The organism is Bacillus sp. FSL K6-1006 (assembly GCF_038593175.1).
Taxonomy (GTDB): Bacteria; Bacillota; Bacilli; order Bacillales; family Bacillaceae; genus Bacillus; species Bacillus safensis.
On record NZ_CP151970.1, the window covers coordinates 1,384,960 to 1,400,133 of the forward strand.

A 15,174-nucleotide genomic window follows, 5' to 3' on the forward strand; every position below is an offset into this window, starting at 1 on the left:
ATATATGAAACAGGGGGCCTGATGTTGAATGAGCGTCATCGAAAATCGTTTTAATGAAGAAGAGAAAAAGCTATTATTAAACGTATTGCTGAATCAGGAATATGCTGTCGAATTACTAAGCAGTGAGATCAATGATATAGAATGTGGGACAAAAAATGTCGACGACAATACGTATAAGCAATTGATCACATTGTATGACAGAGTAAGGTTTGAGAATTAATATTGATTTAACATTCTATTAGATACTCGGGGGCTGAGTATCTTTTTTATGCAGAAAAAATCTTTCGACAAATTTCGTTTTAGTTTATGCTTAATGGTAAAGGGGAATGTATGATTGATGATTGAGAGAAAAGGGGTCGAAGAAACATGATAGAGATAGAACCGACTCAATTGCTTGAGTCAACAGTAGCCGAGCATATGATTGATGCAGATAAGGTGGCACATGTTCAAATTGGAAATAATCTTGAGCATGCCCTATTGGTTCTAACAAAAACAGGATATACAGCCATACCGGTATTAGACGCTTCTTATCATTTACACGGGTTAATTGGAACGAATATGATTATGGATAAAATCTTCGGTTTAGAACGTATCGAATTCGAGAAGCTGGACCAGTTGAAGGTTGAAGAGGTCATGCTGACGGATATTCCGAGACTTAAAACAACAGATCCTGTACTAAAAGGCGTTCACGCTGTGACGAATAATGGATTTGTTTGTGTAGAAAATGAGGAGCAGGTCTTTGAGGGCATATTTACACGACGAGTTGTATTAAAGCGCTTAAATGAGGTCATTCATTCCGCGAAAAAATGAGCTGCAGCCCAGCTTATTTTTTTTGCCTTCATAAGTTAAAATTTATATAATGAGCATATAGAATAAGAAAAACTTATAGAGAGAAAGGGGACGCCCATGCAGCTTCAGGAGTTACATATGCTTGTTGTGCTAAGTGAAGAATTGAATATGAGAAAGGCTTCAGAGCGGCTCTTTGTCTCTCAGCCTGCTTTATCTCAAAGATTGCAGACGATTGAAAAGGAATGGGGAACCAAAATCTTTTTTCGTTCTCAGAAAGGGCTCACCGTGACTTCGGCAGGAGAACAGATTATTCAATTTGCAAAAGAGGTGACGGTTGAGCAGGATCGAGTGAGAGAACGAATCGATGAACTCGAAGGGGAAATTCACGGTACACTAAAGCTTGCGGTTGCATCCATTATTGGACAGCACTGGCTGCCGAAAGTGTTAAAGCGGTATGTCGAAAAATACCCAAATGCCAAGGTGTCACTCGTGACCGGCTGGAGCAGTGAAATGCTCAAAAGCTTGTATGAGGACCATGTGCACATTGGGATCATTCGCGGCAACCCTGATTGGAAGGGGACAAAGGAATACTTGATGACAGATCATTTATATTTAGTCGATTCCGTGATCAAGGACGTAGATGAATTAATCAAGACGGAGCGGCCATTTATCCAATTTAAAAGCGACAGCACATATTATCAGGAAATCCAGCACTGGTGGCACCAAAAATTTAAAGTGTCTCCAAAGCAGACGATTCTCGTGGACCAAATTGAAACATGTAAACAAATGGCCTACCACGGCATCGGCTACGCCATTTTGCCTTCTGTTACCTTATATGACCACGAAAAAAGTGTTTATAAAACACCGCTTGTTGATGTGAATGGAGAGCAAATCGGCCGTGACACATGGCTGCTAGGCTATGAAGCGTCTTTTCAGCTAAAACAGGTGCAAGCTTTTGTCGGTGTGGTTAAAGAAATGCTTGAAAATGATGCGGTGTAAGTACCTTCTTGGAATAGGGAGGTACTTTTTTTTATGAAATCATTTGACAATGAAAATCATTATCATTTAAAGTGTACATATAATAATTGAAAATGATTATCATTTAGATGAGGTGACCGATAGATGAAAGCACTAATTGCATTTGCGAGTATGTCTGGAAATACGGAAGATATGGCAGCAATCTTAAAGCAAACACTTGAAGGAAAAGGGATCGATACAGAAATGATGGAATTTGATGATACGAATGCAGAAGACCTTTCCTCATACGATTACGTATTCATTGGTTCTTATACATGGGGTGATGGAGATTTGCCTTATGAAGCAGAGGATTTTTATGAAGAGGTCTCTACTCTTGAACTTAGCCACATCAAAGCAGCTGTCTTTGGATCGGGTGATTACAGCTATCCGAAGTTTTGCGAGGCTGTCCATACATTCCATGACATGCTGAAATCAACGGGTGCATCCGTTTTTCCTGAAACATTAAAAATGGAGCTTGCGCCGGATACAGATGAAGATGTGGCGTGCTGTCAGGAATTTGCAGCGAGCTTTTTAACGTGGGCTGCTTTGTCTGAGAAACGAGTTGAAAATCATGTTTCATAAAGGAGCAACAGCCGTTGCAGCATCTAAAAGTGGTGGATACTTTGTTGCTGTAAAACGTGAAGGTATTTTTCACTATAGTGTGGAGAGCGGATGGCAGCAGCTGTTTAAGCTCAAGCATAAAATCCATGCGATCAGCTATATTGGCCCTTATTTATTCGGTGTTGGTGAAAATGGCACAGTAATTAGATCAGGAGATGAAGGCAGTACATGGGCGTTATCTTCATTCCCAACAAATGCAGTCGTTTGGTCTATTACAGGACGCAAAGATGGGTTTGTATGTGCGCATGGAAAACATAGTATCTATGTGTCAAATGATTTCGGAATTTCCTGGGAAATTATGAAGCCATTTGCTCATGTGAATCATCCGCCGGTCATTCGTTCTTTATGTGCTGCAGGTGACCATCTTTATATTGGAACACAGATTCATGAGGTTCACGGAGGAATATGGGTGTATGACTTGCAAAGTGAACAGATTTTTCTTCTAAACAGAGAGGAGCACCGCATGACAGCTTCTATGCTGCTCTGTCATGAACATCTTCTTGTTTGTGCGTTAGGTTCAAAAAAAGGCAAAAAAGGATCTGTTCAAATTTTAGATTTACATACAAATATTCTGCATGATATTCAATCACATGCCTTTGCTAGAGAAGAATCATTTTTGGATGTGTCAGAGGATAATGGCATTGTGTATGTGACCACCTCACAAGACGAACACGGATTTTCTAAAGTGTATCAGCTTGATATTGAGCAAAAAGAGCTCAAATGGTTTGATACGATCAAAGGACATGGTTTTCGTGTAGCCAATCAAAACGAAAACTTTTTCTGTGCGGGTTTATATGAAAGTAAGTTTGTCAGGCCATATGAGGAGCCTGCATTGATTCATTGATAAGGAGGAAGAAAAAGTGACAGAAAAGGTTTTATTGGTATATGCCACGATGTCTGGAAATACAGAAGCGATGGCAGATTTAATTGAAAAAGGGTTAACGGAAGCAGGAGCCAGCGTGGATCGGCATGAAGCGATGGATATTGATGCCGAGCTGCTCAATGATTACTCGCACATTATGTTAGGGGCGTATACATGGGGAGATGGCGATCTCCCAGATGATTTTATTGATTTATATGAAGAAATGGATGACCTTGATTTAACGGGTAAAGCATTTGCAGTATTTGGTTCTGGCGATACATCTTACGAACATTTTTGCGGAGCTGTTGACCTAATTGAAGAAAAAGTGAAGGAGCTTGGCGGTGACATTGTCCTGCCCTCAGTTAAGATTGAGCTGAATCCAGAAGGGGAGGAAGAAGACGAATTAATTTCTTTTGGCAGACAATTTGTTCAGCTTCACCAGCAAGAAGCGGGATAATCGGTCCCGCTTGTTTTATTTTCCATTGCGGAGATGACTCTAACACTTGTCATTAAAACACTCCTTTGGTACAGTAATGAAGTATAAATTAAGAGGAGGACATACATACATGAAACAAATGGACGCTAATGAAATTATTTCATTTATTCAAAATAGTACAAAATCAACACCTGTCAAAGTCTATATCAAAGGAGACTTAGAAGGTATTGAGTTTGGTGAACATGCAAAAACATTCATCACAGGAAACACTGGAGTTGTTTTCGGTGAGTGGAGCGAAATTCAAGAAGCGCTAGCATCTAACAAAGATAAAATTGAAGATGTTGTCGTGGAAAATGACCGCCGCAACTCTGCAATTCCGATGTTAGATTTGAAAAACATTAAAGCCCGTATTGAGCCAGGGGCAATCATTCGTGACCAAGTTGAAATCGGTGATAATGCAGTCATTATGATGGGTGCTTCTATTAATATCGGTTCTGTGATTGGCGAAGGTACGATGATTGACATGAACGTGGTGCTTGGCGGCCGTGCGACAGTAGGTAAGAACTGTCATATCGGTGCTGGATCTGTTCTTGCAGGTGTCATTGAGCCGCCGTCTGCTAAACCAGTTGTTGTAGAAGATGACGTTGTCATCGGTGCGAACGCTGTTGTTCTAGAAGGTGTGACAATTGGTAAAGGTGCAGTAGTAGCTGCTGGTGCGATCGTTGTAAACGATGTAGAGCCTTACACAGTTGTAGCAGGTACACCTGCTAAGAAAATCAAAGACATTGATGAGAAAACAAAAGGTAAGACTGAAATCAAACAAGAACTGCGTCAGCTTTAATTATATAATTCGCAGCTGAAGACAAAGACGTGGATGAGATATCCACGTCTTATTCGTATAGAAGAAAGGAAGTGAGTTCACTTGTTAAATCGTGAGCAATTAATATCCATTCGAAGAGATTTACACCAAATCCCTGAGCTTGGTTTTCAAGAATTTAAAACTCAAGCGTATCTCATTCAGCACCTTAACACCTATTCAAAAGATCGAGTTGAGATTGAAACGTGGCGAACTGGGCTTTTTGTGAAAGTGAAGGGAACAAATCCAACGCGCGTATTTGCTTATCGTGCAGATATGGACGGTCTGTCTATCCCTGAGGAAACAGGGTATCCATTTGAATCTGTGCATGAAGGAAAGATGCATGCATGTGGACATGACCTTCATATGACCATTGCACTTGGTATCATTGATCATTTCGTTCATGAACCGATCAAAGAAGACGTATTATTTATCTTCCAGCCGGCAGAAGAAGGGCCAGGCGGAGCTGAACCGATGCTTGCAAGTGATGTATTGAAAAAATGGACACCAGACTTTATTACAGCGCTGCATATCGCACCTGAATATCCTGTTGGAACAATTGCTACGAAGCCTGGTTTGTTATTTGCCAATACGAGTGAGCTTGTGATTGAGCTTGAAGGAAAAGGCGGACACGCTGCATATCCTCATTTAGCAAATGATATGGTTGTTGCTGCAAGTGCACTTGTAGGTCAGCTGCAATCGGTCATTTCGCGTAATGTCGATCCCCTTGATAGTGCGGTCATTACAGTCGGTACAATTACCGGTGGAACGGCTCAAAATATTATTGCGCAGCATGCAAAGCTTGACGGTACCATTCGCACACTATCCCCAGAGTCTATGGACAAGGTGAGAAAGCGAATTGAAGCATTGGCAAAAGGCGTTGAAATTGGCTACGAATGCAAGGCTACCGTTCAATACCCTTCCTCTTATTACGAAGTGGACAATTCAAAGGATTTGACAGAGGAATTTATGTCATATGTAACCGAAGAAGGGCTAGCAAATGTGATTGAATGCAGAGAAGCCATGACAGGAGAAGATTTTGGCTACATGCTGAAAAAATATCCCGGCTTCATGTTTTGGTTAGGGGTCGATTCAGAATACGGCCTGCACCATGCAAAGCTCCAGCCTGATGAAAACGCGATTGAAACAGCTGTGAATGTCATGACGGCTTATTTTAAAAAGCAAGCTGGGGAATGAATAATCGAGCTGCCTCCTGTACACCTTATGAACAGGAGGTGTTCTTGATTATGACAAGAATTGGTGTAGAACAATCTTTATCCGATGTAGAAGAACTATTGAAGCAAAAAGGATATGATGTCGTACGTATTCAAAATGAACAGCAAACGGATCAGTGTGACTGTTATGTCGTCACAGGACTAGATTCAAATGTTCTTGGCATTTCAGACACAACAACAAAGGCATCTGTTATTACAGCATCAGGTATGACGGCTGATGAAATTTGCCAAGAAGTAGAACAGCGTGTTCAATAAAACAAGAAAAAGAACCGGTAGATTATGATCCCGGTTCTTTTTGCTCTTTTTCTATATCGAGTACTTCTTTCATTTTTTTGCGCAAGATTCGTTCCACTCGCCATTGCTCCATTGTTTCAGTTTTCGCTATGATGCGCAGCACAAGGGAAGAGGAACCGAACGCCTCTACGCCGACAACTTGAGGACCTTCGATAATTTGAGGAGTTTCCTCCCGTACCTCATCACAGGCAGCTTGGAGGGCTGTGATCATCTGATCCACATTTTCATCCGGTGACAGCTCAATATCAACGAGTGCCTGCATCGTCCCTCTTGAATGATTGCTCACATTCAGTATGCTGCGATTTGGAATGAAATGAAGGGTGCCGTCAAAGCTTCGAAGCTGCGTGGTTCTTAGGCCAATTTGTTCGACAATCCCATCGAAGCCAGCGACCGTTATATATTCTCCTACATCAAATTGTTTTTCCAATAATATAAAGAATCCAGTCACAATATCACTCACTAACCCTTGAGCGCCAAAGCCGATCGCAAGTCCCACAACGCCCGCACCTGCCAGTAAAGCGGTCGGGTTATAATGAAATAAGTCGAGGATCATCACAACTAGAATAAAAATCAATAAGTAGGCGAAAATATTTAACGTCAAACTTTGCAGTGTCTGAGCTCTTGATAAAGAGACCTCATGCTTTTCAGCGAATGTTGAATAGGCGCGCTTAATCATCTTGTTTCCTATGGCTCTGATGATAAAGTAAATGGCAAAGATGGCGACTAGTTTTAGCAAAATCATACTGCTATTGAGGATAATGGAAACCCAATCTACTTGTTGAAATGCTCTCATAATCTTCAAAACCTTTCTATGTATGCTCTAAAAGAGAAGCTAATCATTTGTTCCCTTATGCAAGTCATGTTAAACTTTTGATAAGTAGAGCAGGAATTGTGACAAATCGTTAATTAAATTTATTATTAATTAATATTGACTAAAAATCGCATAAGTATTATAATTGTAATTGTGAAGTTATTAACTAAATGAGAATTTTAAGTTTTGATTCTCATTTTATATACAGCTAAGAAGACTGTATAAAGATATTATTTTTTGGAGGGATTTACATATGGCAGAGCGTTTTGTAGGAAAACAAGCTCCACGTTTTGAAATGGAAGCAGTACTTGCTAACAAGGAATTTGGTAAAGTAAGTTTAGAGGAAAACATGAAGAATGACAAATGGACAGTTCTTTTCTTCTATCCAATGGATTTCACATTTGTTTGCCCAACTGAAATTACAGCAATGAGCGATCGTTATGACGAGTTCGAAGATTTAGATGCAGAAATCATTGGTGTATCTACTGATACAATCCACACGCATCTTGCTTGGATCAATACAGACCGTAAAGATAATGGTCTAGGTGAATTAAAATACCCGTTAGCTGCTGATACTAACCACACAGTATCTAGAGAATACGGCGTTTTAATCGAAGAAGAAGGAATTGCTCTTCGCGGTTTATTCATCATTAACCCAGAAGGCGAACTACAATACCAAACAGTATTCCACAACAATATCGGTCGTGATGTAGATGAGACATTACGTGTTCTTCAAGCATTACAAACTGGTGGACTTTGCCCAGCGAACTGGAAACCTGGTCAAAAAACACTTTAATTGATAATTGAAGAAACAGGAGGGTCTAACTGATGTTAGACCTTTTTGTTTCGACACATACAATGGATGGAGGCGCTTCATAATGAAATTACGTCAACCAATGCCAGAACTAACTGGTGCAAAAGAATGGTTAAATGGAGAAGTAACAAAAGAAGATTTGATTGGTGATAAACCAACATTGATTCATTTCTGGTCAGTCAGCTGTCATCTTTGTAAAGAGGCAATGCCTCAAGTCAATCAATTCCGTGATGAATACAAGGATCAATTAAACGTTGTGGCAGTTCATATGCCTCGTTCAGAGGATGACCTAGATCTAGAAAAAATCAAAGAAGTTGCGAAAGAGCATGAAATCACGCAGCCAATCTTTGTGGACAGTGATCATCACTTAACAGAAGCCTTTGAAAACGAATATGTACCGGCATATTATGTATTTGATAAAACAGGTGCTTTGCGCCACTTCCAAGCCGGCGGAAGCGGAATGAAAATGCTTGAAAAACGTGTCAATCGAGTGCTTTCTGAGTCTGAAAAGGCTGCAGAATAAGCTTTTCCCCCATAAATGGGGGTTTTTTCATGGACAAAATTAGGAAGCATATGGCTTCGGATGAGTTTTTATGTAGGTGTTATTCCTAAGAAAAGAGAAAATGAGGGAGTTTATTAAAAAATATCCCTGAAACAAAAAGGTATAACGACCTATTTACATTTTTGTTTTGAAATGAAAATGTAAAGATTTTAACTTTTTACTATTCAGAACGTTTTTGCACAAAAGAAATTTCAGTTAGGTAAATAACTATATAAATCAAGTAGTATAAGCGTTTATTCAATTTTTTTACAATATTTTAAGGTTTGTCAAAAGCCTATAGTGGCAATGAAATGGGTGCCGATTTTTCCTCTTTGGCAAAATTTTAGTTGAAAATACCTATCTGTTAGCAAACTGTAAAATGATAAAAAAATAGTTGATAAAATTAGTTTTCTAATCTAATATTTACTATAGAATATTTTTTATATGATGAGGGGGAAATCCATTGTTTAATGAGAGGGAAGCGTTACGTTTACGATTGGAACAATTAAACGAGGCAGAAGTAAAGGTCATCCGTGAATATCAAATTGAGCGAGATGCGATTTATGCAAAATTAAGAGAATTAGACCGTCAAGGAACAGGTCTAGTGTCAGATACAAAAAAAGAAGTACGTACAGAGAGAAAGACGGATTCACTGCCTGTATTAGCTGAGCTTGCTGCGCAAGAAATGAGAAGCTACCAGCAGCCGGCACAACCACAATCATCATCTTTAGGAACAGGACAGCTAAACGGTGCGCCTGTAGGTATTCCTGAAGGATCGACAAGACGCAGAAGAGGCACAGCTCGTCCTGGCTCTAAGGCAGCGAAGCTTCGTGAAGCTGCGATTAAAACGTTAAAGCGTCATAATGCAGCGATTAAAAGCTCAGAGCTTCAAAAAGAGATCGAAAAAGAGAGCGGTCTTGAAATTCCAAATATGACAACGTTTATGCAAAGCTTAATTAAAATGTACCCTGAAGTGAAGAAGCCTTATCGCGGACAGTATATTTTAGAAGGCGACATTCAAACAGAAGACGAATAAATAAAAAACTGCTGGGCATAAAAGCCAGCAGTTTTTTATTTTGAGAATTATTTCTTTTGATCAACTGTATAGACAATTTTGCGTTCCTTGGGCAGGTGATCACGCTGTTTTTTGAAGCTGTCGATTTTGACTGTCATGACCTCTCCATTACGCTGCACTGCATCGACTTGTTCCTGAAGTGTTTGAACTTGTTCGTTGAGTTTCTTCAAGATCGGTTCGATTTCTTCTGTCGTTTGCAGGATGCGGTCTCGTGAGAATGGCTGTGCATTTGTTTGTGCTGACTGGTCAATATCAGCAAAATGAGAGGCGATCCATTCTTCGCTTTCTGCTAACTGTTTTTGATAGCTTGTGAGCGTTTCGTAAAAAATCGCTTCTTTTGCTTTTTCAATTTGCAGTAATTTCTCCTGTGTTTCATAAAAACGCTCTTGAAGATGTCTGATGCCTTCCTGTAATACATGGAGCTCTGCGTTTTTATTGCCCAATGTTTGCTGCAGCTTCTCAATCACTGCGGATAAAGTATTTCCTTTTTTCTCCTCTTTTGCAAGTCGTTTATCTTGATCCTCTATCCGTTCATTTAATTGTTGAGAGATTTCTTTATATTTGACAACTTTCAAATGCAGCCTGTGTTTTTCTTCTGTTTCTTTTCTTCTATGATAGGTTTCCTTTTGCAGCATCTCATGGAGAAGGACCATTTTATGTAATAATTCTGATTTGCTGTAGGAGAGTTCCTGTATTTTTGAGGCAGCATCGTGTTGATCATTGGTCATTTCATCCAATTGTTGTTTTAATTGCGTGAAATCCTTTTTCATCTCATGATATTCTTGAGTTAACTTCTTATTTTTAGAATACGTATATGAGGACTGTAAATCAGAGATCATTTGTTGATATTTGGCAGTTTCAGCTTTTAAGTATAAATTCTCTTGAGATAAATCATGGAATAGGGGAGAAGCATGGCGCCTGTTCATCGATAGACCCTCCTTATTCATGTTACCAATAAAGTATGCGAAAGGAGTGCGATTAGAACAACCATATCAAAGGAGGACTTAGAGGATGCACGTAGTGAATGTAATTTTAGCTGGAGGCGCTTCCAGACGCTTTGGAGAGCCAAAGGCAAGTCATATGTATCAAGGGAAACCATTATTTGAGCATGTGAAAGAGCAGCTTTTAGGAGGGCAGACGGTTATCATCAGCCATCCGTCGCTTCTTCCTTTTTTCAAAGCAAGAGGTGAACAAAGTGTGTGGTTAGATGAAGAAGAGGTGCGCGGATGCGGACCGCTTGCCGGCATATATACGGCGATGCAAAAGCAAAAGGCAGAATGGTATTTAGTAACGGCATGTGACATGCCTTTCATCCGGAAGGAAACGGCGAAAGTATTATCGTCCTATTGTAGCGAGCACACAGACGCCATCATTCCGCTTGTTGAGGGCAGATTACAGCCTTTGTTTGCGCTTTATCACCGCCGCTCTCTGCCGTTTATTCGCGCGTGTTTAAAAGAGAATCAATTAGCCATTAAAGACTTGCTTCAAAAGCTTCAAGTGCGCATCGTTTCAGAGGAAGAACTGAACGTGACATCAAACGAATTTCGTAATATCAATAAAAGAAGCGATTTACCTGAAAACGGTATGATATGATACATAAAAACGGTGAGGAGAGAGCAGCATTGAATGACCGATATTCAAGACAAATCTTGTTCCCTCCGGTGGGGGAAAAAGGACAGCATGCGCTGGCTGAAAGTCATGTTCTGATCGTTGGAGCCGGTGCTCTTGGTACCGCCTCTGCGGAAGGGCTTGTTCGGTCTGGCATCGGTACGCTTACGATTGTCGATCGTGATTATGTGGAATTTTCAAATTTACAGCGGCAGCAGCTGTACACGGAACATGATGCAAAGGCGCATATGCCAAAAGCAGCTGCGGCAAAAAAACGTCTCGAGCAGATCAATCATGAAGTGACCATACACGCCCTGATTGAAGATGCAGGGGCGGAGCTGTTAAGGCCGTTATTCCAGAGAGCAGATATCGTCATTGATGCAACAGATAATTTTGAGACAAGAATGGTCATGAATGATTTATCACTAGAAACAAAGACGCCGTGGATATATGGCGCTTGTGTGAGCAGTCAGGGGATGTATATGGCCATATTGCCGGATAAAACGCCATGTTTATCATGTGTGTTCACGGCAATGCCTGTTGGCGGCTTGACGTGCGATACAGCGGGGATTATTTCACCTGCCGTTCAAATGGTTTCTGCTTATCAGCAAACAGAGGCACTCAAATATTTAACAGGTCATGAAGAGCAAATCGAGCGGAAATTTGTCACGTTTGATCTTTGGCAGTCTACATCCTTTAAAATGGATTTATCTCGCACGAAGCAGAAAGACTGTCCAACTTGCGGCACGGCAAGAACCTATCCTTATTTACATGACCAGCGTAAAAAATCCACGGTGCTTTGCGGACGTGACACCGTTCAAATTGTATCAAAGGATTTAGCAAAACTATCATTTCAGCATATAAAAGAGCGGCTCTCATCTATATGTGAGGTGGAAGTAAACGACTTCTTAATCCATGTACGCTACGAAAACTACCGAATGGTCTGTTTCAAAGGGGGACGTGCATTAATCCATGGAACAAATGATGAAAAAGAAGCCAATTCATTACTAGCAAGATTGCTAGGGATATAGGAGTGAAGTGTGATGGAAAGACGGCAGCCAATACAAGTAGAAGAGGCCATAAAGAAAGTCCACCAATACGAAAAACATGGAGAAATAGAATGGGTCCCTTTAAAGGACAGCCTTGGACGGTTTATTGCAGAAGATATTTTGGCAGACCATGATGTTCCGGCATTTGATCGTTCTCCGTATGATGGCTTTGCACTTCGGGCAGAAGATACAAAAGAAGCATCAAGCGAGCATCCAGTTGAATTCGAAGTCATTGATCATATTGGTGCAGGAATGGTCTCAGCAAAAACCATCGGTCCCTTTCAGGCCATTCGTATTATGACAGGAGCAAAAATTCCAAATGGCGCAAATGTCGTTATCATGATTGAACTGACGAAGACTTTTGAAAAAGGCGGCAAATCATTCATGTCACTGAAAAGACCGCTGAAAAAGGGAGACAATATTTCTCGTCAAGGAGAAGAGGTACTCAAAGGAAACGTGATGGTCAAAAAAGGAACAGATGTCACTCCTGGCGTCACGGCTCTATTGGCGACATTCGGATATGCGGTAGTGCCAGTTGTCAAAAAACCGGTGATTGGCATTATCTCAACAGGCACAGAGCTTCTTCAAGTAAGTGATGCCATGGTGGACGGCAAGATTAGAAATAGTAATCTTAGTATGGTCTATGCGCAAGTACTTGAGGCCGGAGCTGAGCCGCTTGATTTAGGCGGAGTCTCCGATGACTTTGACAAAAGTTATCATGCAGTAAAAGCAGCCATGAGCAAGGTAGACATTCTGATCACAACAGGCGGTGTGTCAGTGGGCGATTTTGACTTTCTGCCTGCCATTTATGAAAAACTGGGAGCCAAGGTGCTGTTTAATAAAGTAGCCATGAGACCTGGAAGTGTGACGACTGTGGCTGCAATGCCAAATGGTCAATTGCTGTTTGGGCTGTCAGGAAATCCTGCTGCCTGTTTTGTGGGCTTTGAATTATTTGTGAAGCCGATCATCTATAAATGGTCTATGAAAGAAAATCCATTTCCCGCTTTTGCTGAGGCGAAACTCACACATGATTTTCCAAAAGCCAATCCGTTTACTCGTTTTGTCAGGGCGGCCCTTCAATTCACTGGCAGTCACATCAGTGTGACTCCGACAGGTCTTGATAAATCAAGTGCAGTGACCTCTATTGCAGAGGCTAATTGTTTCATCGTGCTGCCTGGGGGAACAAGAGGTTTTCAAGCAGGTGATCAAGTTGCTGTTCTGCTGTTTCAGCACAAAGGCGGTGGTTCCTCGTGCTGGATGACAAATTAAGCATATTACAGGTGGTCGGTTATCAAAATAGCGGCAAGACTACCTTGATCGAAAAGCTCTGTCAGCTGGCTGAACGTGAAGGGCTGAAGCTAGGCTGCTTTAAACACCATGGACATGGCGGGACACCAGATCGTCTTTTCAAAGAAAAAGATACCGATCGATATGTACAAGCAGGGGCATATGCCGCAGGTGTTGAAGGAGAAGGTGAATTTCACTTTTCGATGCAGCACATCACGTTAGAGCAGCTGCTCAGCATGTGTCAGCATCTTCCGTTAGACGCTGTTCTCATAGAGGGGTACAAACAGGCGCCTTATCGCAAAATCGTTTGTGTAAAGAATGAAGAGGAGCTTATTGACCTTTCAACTCTTTCTAATATACAGGCAGCTATTTATTTTTCTCAAGAGGATCCATTAACCGAAAATTACCCGTTTCCTGTGTTTTCAGCTTTTGATAAGCGCGGGATGACATTTGCTTTTCACTTATTGAAGGGAGGCGGCACGTTTTGAGCGAACTTTTTAAAATAACAAAAACGCCGATTGAGGTTAACGAATTGATTCAGCATGTGACAAGACGAAAGGCAGGAGCGATTACAACGTTTATCGGGACGGTCAGAGAATGGACAAACGGCAAGAAAACATTGCGTTTAACGTACGAAGCATACATACCAATGGCGGAAAGTATGCTAAGGCAGATTGGACAAGAAATGAAGAATCGGTGGCCTGACACTGAAGCAGCGATTGTGCACCGGATTGGAACACTTGAGATAACCGATATTGCTGTTGCGATCGCCGTTTCTTCTCCTCATAGGAAGGCTGCCTACGAAGCCAATGAATATGCTATTGAACGAATCAAGGAAATCGTTCCTATTTGGAAAAAAGAATATTGGGAAGATGGAGAGGCCTGGATAGGTAATCAGCTTGAAACGGTTTCATATCCAGAAGGTAAACCTAGCCATCTTCAACTTGCAGAGAAAGAAGGTGATCAGCATGATTAATGTGTTATTGTTCGCCGGCCTTGCTGAGAAGGCCGGGAAACAACAAATCATCATTCAAAAAGAACAAACAACGGTTGATGAGATTAAAATAGAATTACAGGAGGTATATGGTGTTGATGCTGCACAAAATGTAATGGTTGCAGTCAACGAAATATATACGAGGGAAAATGCTGAAGTGCGTAGCGGGGACACTGTTGCACTCATTCCTCCTGTAAGTGGTGGATAATAGATATTAGAGGATTTGGTTATGGCCGCCCGGCTGTAACCAATTTTTTATGTGTGAAAAGTTTGTAGAGGTACTTGGGTGTAATCTTCGTAAATAAAACATCCCCTTCTTGCTTTAGAAATGTGAGGATCGAGCTGCTGAATGAGATCATACAATTCGCTGATTCGTCTCACATTGAAATCTGTTTGGGCTTGAAGCTGTTCCTTTAATTCTTTTGTGCTCACAATGCTTCCCTTTTTCTCTTTAATAATATCTACACATCTTGCAGCGTAGTATATTTTGTCGTTAGAAGGTCTGCTTTCTTTCATATCAAGTAATTTGAGCTCATGATAAATCGATTCTCTTTCCTTTCGAAAGTATTGCCATGCTTCTTGTTCCTTTTCATACAGTAAAATCAATTGCATTTTCAATTTTTCTCTTAACATTCACTTGACTCCATTTCCACTATCATTTAACCTACCTCTATTTTACATTATATGAAAAAATAACTTTTGATCAAGTAAAATCCCTTTATTTTTAATTTTTTAATATGAAAGTATTGATACTAAAGACTTATTTGTTCTGTAAAAGAAACCAATCATAGTCCTATAAAGCCGGGATTTGTCCAAATTACTAGGATTATTTTAACAAAAAATTGTTGTGTCTATCTAAGACCATGCGAATCCAAAAGAAAAGGA

Annotated in this window: 21 protein-coding genes; 18 read left to right on the forward strand and 3 right to left on the reverse strand. The window is 40.7% G+C overall.

Annotated features, from left to right (window positions below):
* Positions 1 to 28: 28 nt before the first annotated feature.
* The 9 genes from abbA to NSS65_RS07170 all read left to right on the forward strand — a co-directional run bounded on the left by abbA (position 29) and on the right by NSS65_RS07170 (position 6,071).
* Positions 29 to 220, forward strand: a complete 192-nt coding sequence (gene abbA, locus NSS65_RS07130; protein ID WP_003210802.1) for an antirepressor AbbA — start codon at positions 29 to 31, stop codon at positions 218 to 220.
* Between the two features lie 146 nt (positions 221 to 366).
* Positions 367 to 810 carry a cyclic-di-AMP-binding protein CbpB gene (gene cbpB, locus NSS65_RS07135; RefSeq protein WP_034281593.1) on the forward strand — a complete coding sequence of 148 codons (444 nt, stop codon included), beginning with the start codon at positions 367 to 369 and terminating at the stop codon, positions 808 to 810.
* Positions 811 to 906: 96 nt separating this feature from the next.
* Positions 907 to 1,788: a LysR family transcriptional regulator gene (locus NSS65_RS07140; protein ID WP_120207134.1), complete on the forward strand. Its 882-nt coding sequence runs from the start codon at positions 907 to 909 to the stop codon at positions 1,786 to 1,788.
* A gap of 123 nt (positions 1,789 to 1,911) precedes the next feature.
* The gene (locus NSS65_RS07145) at positions 1,912 to 2,388 is read left to right on the forward strand and encodes a flavodoxin (RefSeq protein ID WP_024426866.1); all 477 of its coding nucleotides are present in this window, start codon (positions 1,912 to 1,914) and stop codon (positions 2,386 to 2,388) included.
* Entirely contained in the window at positions 2,378 to 3,271 is an 894-nt protein-coding gene (locus NSS65_RS07150; protein ID WP_144496617.1) for an exo-alpha-sialidase, read from the forward strand. The genes NSS65_RS07145 and NSS65_RS07150 overlap by 11 nt, the downstream gene beginning before the upstream one ends.
* A 16-nt stretch (positions 3,272 to 3,287) precedes the next feature.
* The gene (locus NSS65_RS07155) at positions 3,288 to 3,746 is read left to right on the forward strand and encodes a flavodoxin (protein ID WP_080701188.1); all 459 of its coding nucleotides are present in this window, start codon (positions 3,288 to 3,290) and stop codon (positions 3,744 to 3,746) included.
* A gap of 109 nt (positions 3,747 to 3,855) precedes the next feature.
* A complete protein-coding gene (dapD, locus tag NSS65_RS07160) occupies positions 3,856 to 4,566 on the forward strand; it encodes a 2,3,4,5-tetrahydropyridine-2,6-dicarboxylate N-acetyltransferase (protein WP_008347987.1) in 711 nt (236 codons plus the stop codon).
* Positions 4,567 to 4,647: 81 nt separating this feature from the next.
* Positions 4,648 to 5,778, forward strand: a complete 1,131-nt coding sequence (locus NSS65_RS07165) for an N-acetyldiaminopimelate deacetylase (protein WP_284382991.1) — start codon at positions 4,648 to 4,650, stop codon at positions 5,776 to 5,778.
* Between the two features lie 50 nt (positions 5,779 to 5,828).
* Positions 5,829 to 6,071 (forward strand): YkuS family protein, encoded by a 243-nt coding sequence (locus NSS65_RS07170; RefSeq protein WP_284383965.1) that lies wholly within the window; start codon positions 5,829 to 5,831, stop codon positions 6,069 to 6,071.
* A gap of 22 nt (positions 6,072 to 6,093) precedes the next feature.
* Here NSS65_RS07170 and NSS65_RS07175 read toward each other — a convergent pair whose 3' ends face one another.
* Entirely contained in the window at positions 6,094 to 6,903 is an 810-nt protein-coding gene (locus NSS65_RS07175) for a mechanosensitive ion channel family protein (RefSeq protein ID WP_024424726.1), read from the reverse strand.
* Between the two features lie 271 nt (positions 6,904 to 7,174).
* Here NSS65_RS07175 and ahpA point away from each other — a divergent pair, with 271 nt between their 5' ends.
* The 3 genes from ahpA (at position 7,175) to rok (ending at position 9,312) form a co-directional block, all read left to right on the forward strand.
* Positions 7,175 to 7,717, forward strand: a complete 543-nt coding sequence (gene ahpA / locus NSS65_RS07180; protein WP_003211758.1) for a biofilm-specific peroxidase AhpA — start codon at positions 7,175 to 7,177, stop codon at positions 7,715 to 7,717.
* A gap of 82 nt (positions 7,718 to 7,799) precedes the next feature.
* Complete coding sequence (locus NSS65_RS07185) at positions 7,800 to 8,258, forward strand: TlpA disulfide reductase family protein (RefSeq protein ID WP_024424727.1); 459 nt, start codon at positions 7,800 to 7,802, stop codon at positions 8,256 to 8,258.
* A gap of 481 nt (positions 8,259 to 8,739) precedes the next feature.
* Positions 8,740 to 9,312, forward strand: a complete 573-nt coding sequence (rok, locus tag NSS65_RS07190; RefSeq protein WP_024426871.1) for a transcriptional regulator Rok — start codon at positions 8,740 to 8,742, stop codon at positions 9,310 to 9,312.
* A gap of 47 nt (positions 9,313 to 9,359) precedes the next feature.
* Here rok and NSS65_RS07195 read toward each other — a convergent pair whose 3' ends face one another.
* On the reverse strand, positions 9,360 to 10,277 hold the full coding sequence (locus NSS65_RS07195) for a sigmaE regulated sporulation protein (RefSeq protein WP_065214311.1): 918 nt from the start codon (positions 10,275 to 10,277) through the stop codon (positions 9,360 to 9,362).
* Positions 10,278 to 10,362: 85 nt separating this feature from the next.
* Between NSS65_RS07195 and NSS65_RS07200 the strand changes: the two genes are divergently transcribed.
* Genes NSS65_RS07200 through moaD form a run of 6 tightly spaced genes read left to right on the forward strand, consistent with a single transcriptional unit; the run spans position 10,363 to position 14,497 of the window.
* Positions 10,363 to 10,944 carry a molybdenum cofactor guanylyltransferase gene (locus tag NSS65_RS07200; RefSeq protein WP_065214312.1) on the forward strand — a complete coding sequence of 194 codons (582 nt, stop codon included), beginning with the start codon at positions 10,363 to 10,365 and terminating at the stop codon, positions 10,942 to 10,944.
* Between the two features lie 29 nt (positions 10,945 to 10,973).
* Positions 10,974 to 11,990 carry a thiazole biosynthesis adenylyltransferase ThiF gene (locus tag NSS65_RS07205; RefSeq protein WP_061109774.1) on the forward strand — a complete coding sequence of 339 codons (1,017 nt, stop codon included), beginning with the start codon at positions 10,974 to 10,976 and terminating at the stop codon, positions 11,988 to 11,990.
* A 9-nt stretch (positions 11,991 to 11,999) separates the two neighbouring features.
* On the forward strand, positions 12,000 to 13,277 hold the full coding sequence (gene glp / locus NSS65_RS07210; protein WP_065214313.1) for a gephyrin-like molybdotransferase Glp: 1,278 nt from the start codon (positions 12,000 to 12,002) through the stop codon (positions 13,275 to 13,277).
* Positions 13,259 to 13,783, forward strand: coding sequence for a molybdopterin-guanine dinucleotide biosynthesis protein B (mobB, locus tag NSS65_RS07215; protein ID WP_065214461.1), 525 nt, complete (start codon positions 13,259 to 13,261; stop codon positions 13,781 to 13,783). Before glp ends, mobB begins: the two co-directional genes overlap by 19 nt.
* Positions 13,780 to 14,271 carry a molybdenum cofactor biosynthesis protein MoaE gene (locus NSS65_RS07220; protein WP_034281605.1) on the forward strand — a complete coding sequence of 164 codons (492 nt, stop codon included), beginning with the start codon at positions 13,780 to 13,782 and terminating at the stop codon, positions 14,269 to 14,271. Before mobB ends, NSS65_RS07220 begins: the two co-directional genes overlap by 4 nt.
* On the forward strand, positions 14,264 to 14,497 hold the full coding sequence (gene moaD / locus NSS65_RS07225) for a molybdopterin converting factor subunit 1 (RefSeq protein ID WP_034281607.1): 234 nt from the start codon (positions 14,264 to 14,266) through the stop codon (positions 14,495 to 14,497). The genes NSS65_RS07220 and moaD overlap by 8 nt, the downstream gene beginning before the upstream one ends.
* 47 nt (positions 14,498 to 14,544) lie before the next feature.
* Here the strand turns inward: moaD and NSS65_RS07230 are convergent, their stop codons facing one another.
* Positions 14,545 to 14,922 (reverse strand): hypothetical protein, encoded by a 378-nt coding sequence (locus tag NSS65_RS07230; protein WP_065214314.1) that lies wholly within the window; start codon positions 14,920 to 14,922, stop codon positions 14,545 to 14,547.
* Positions 14,923 to 15,174: the final 252 nt, after the last annotated feature.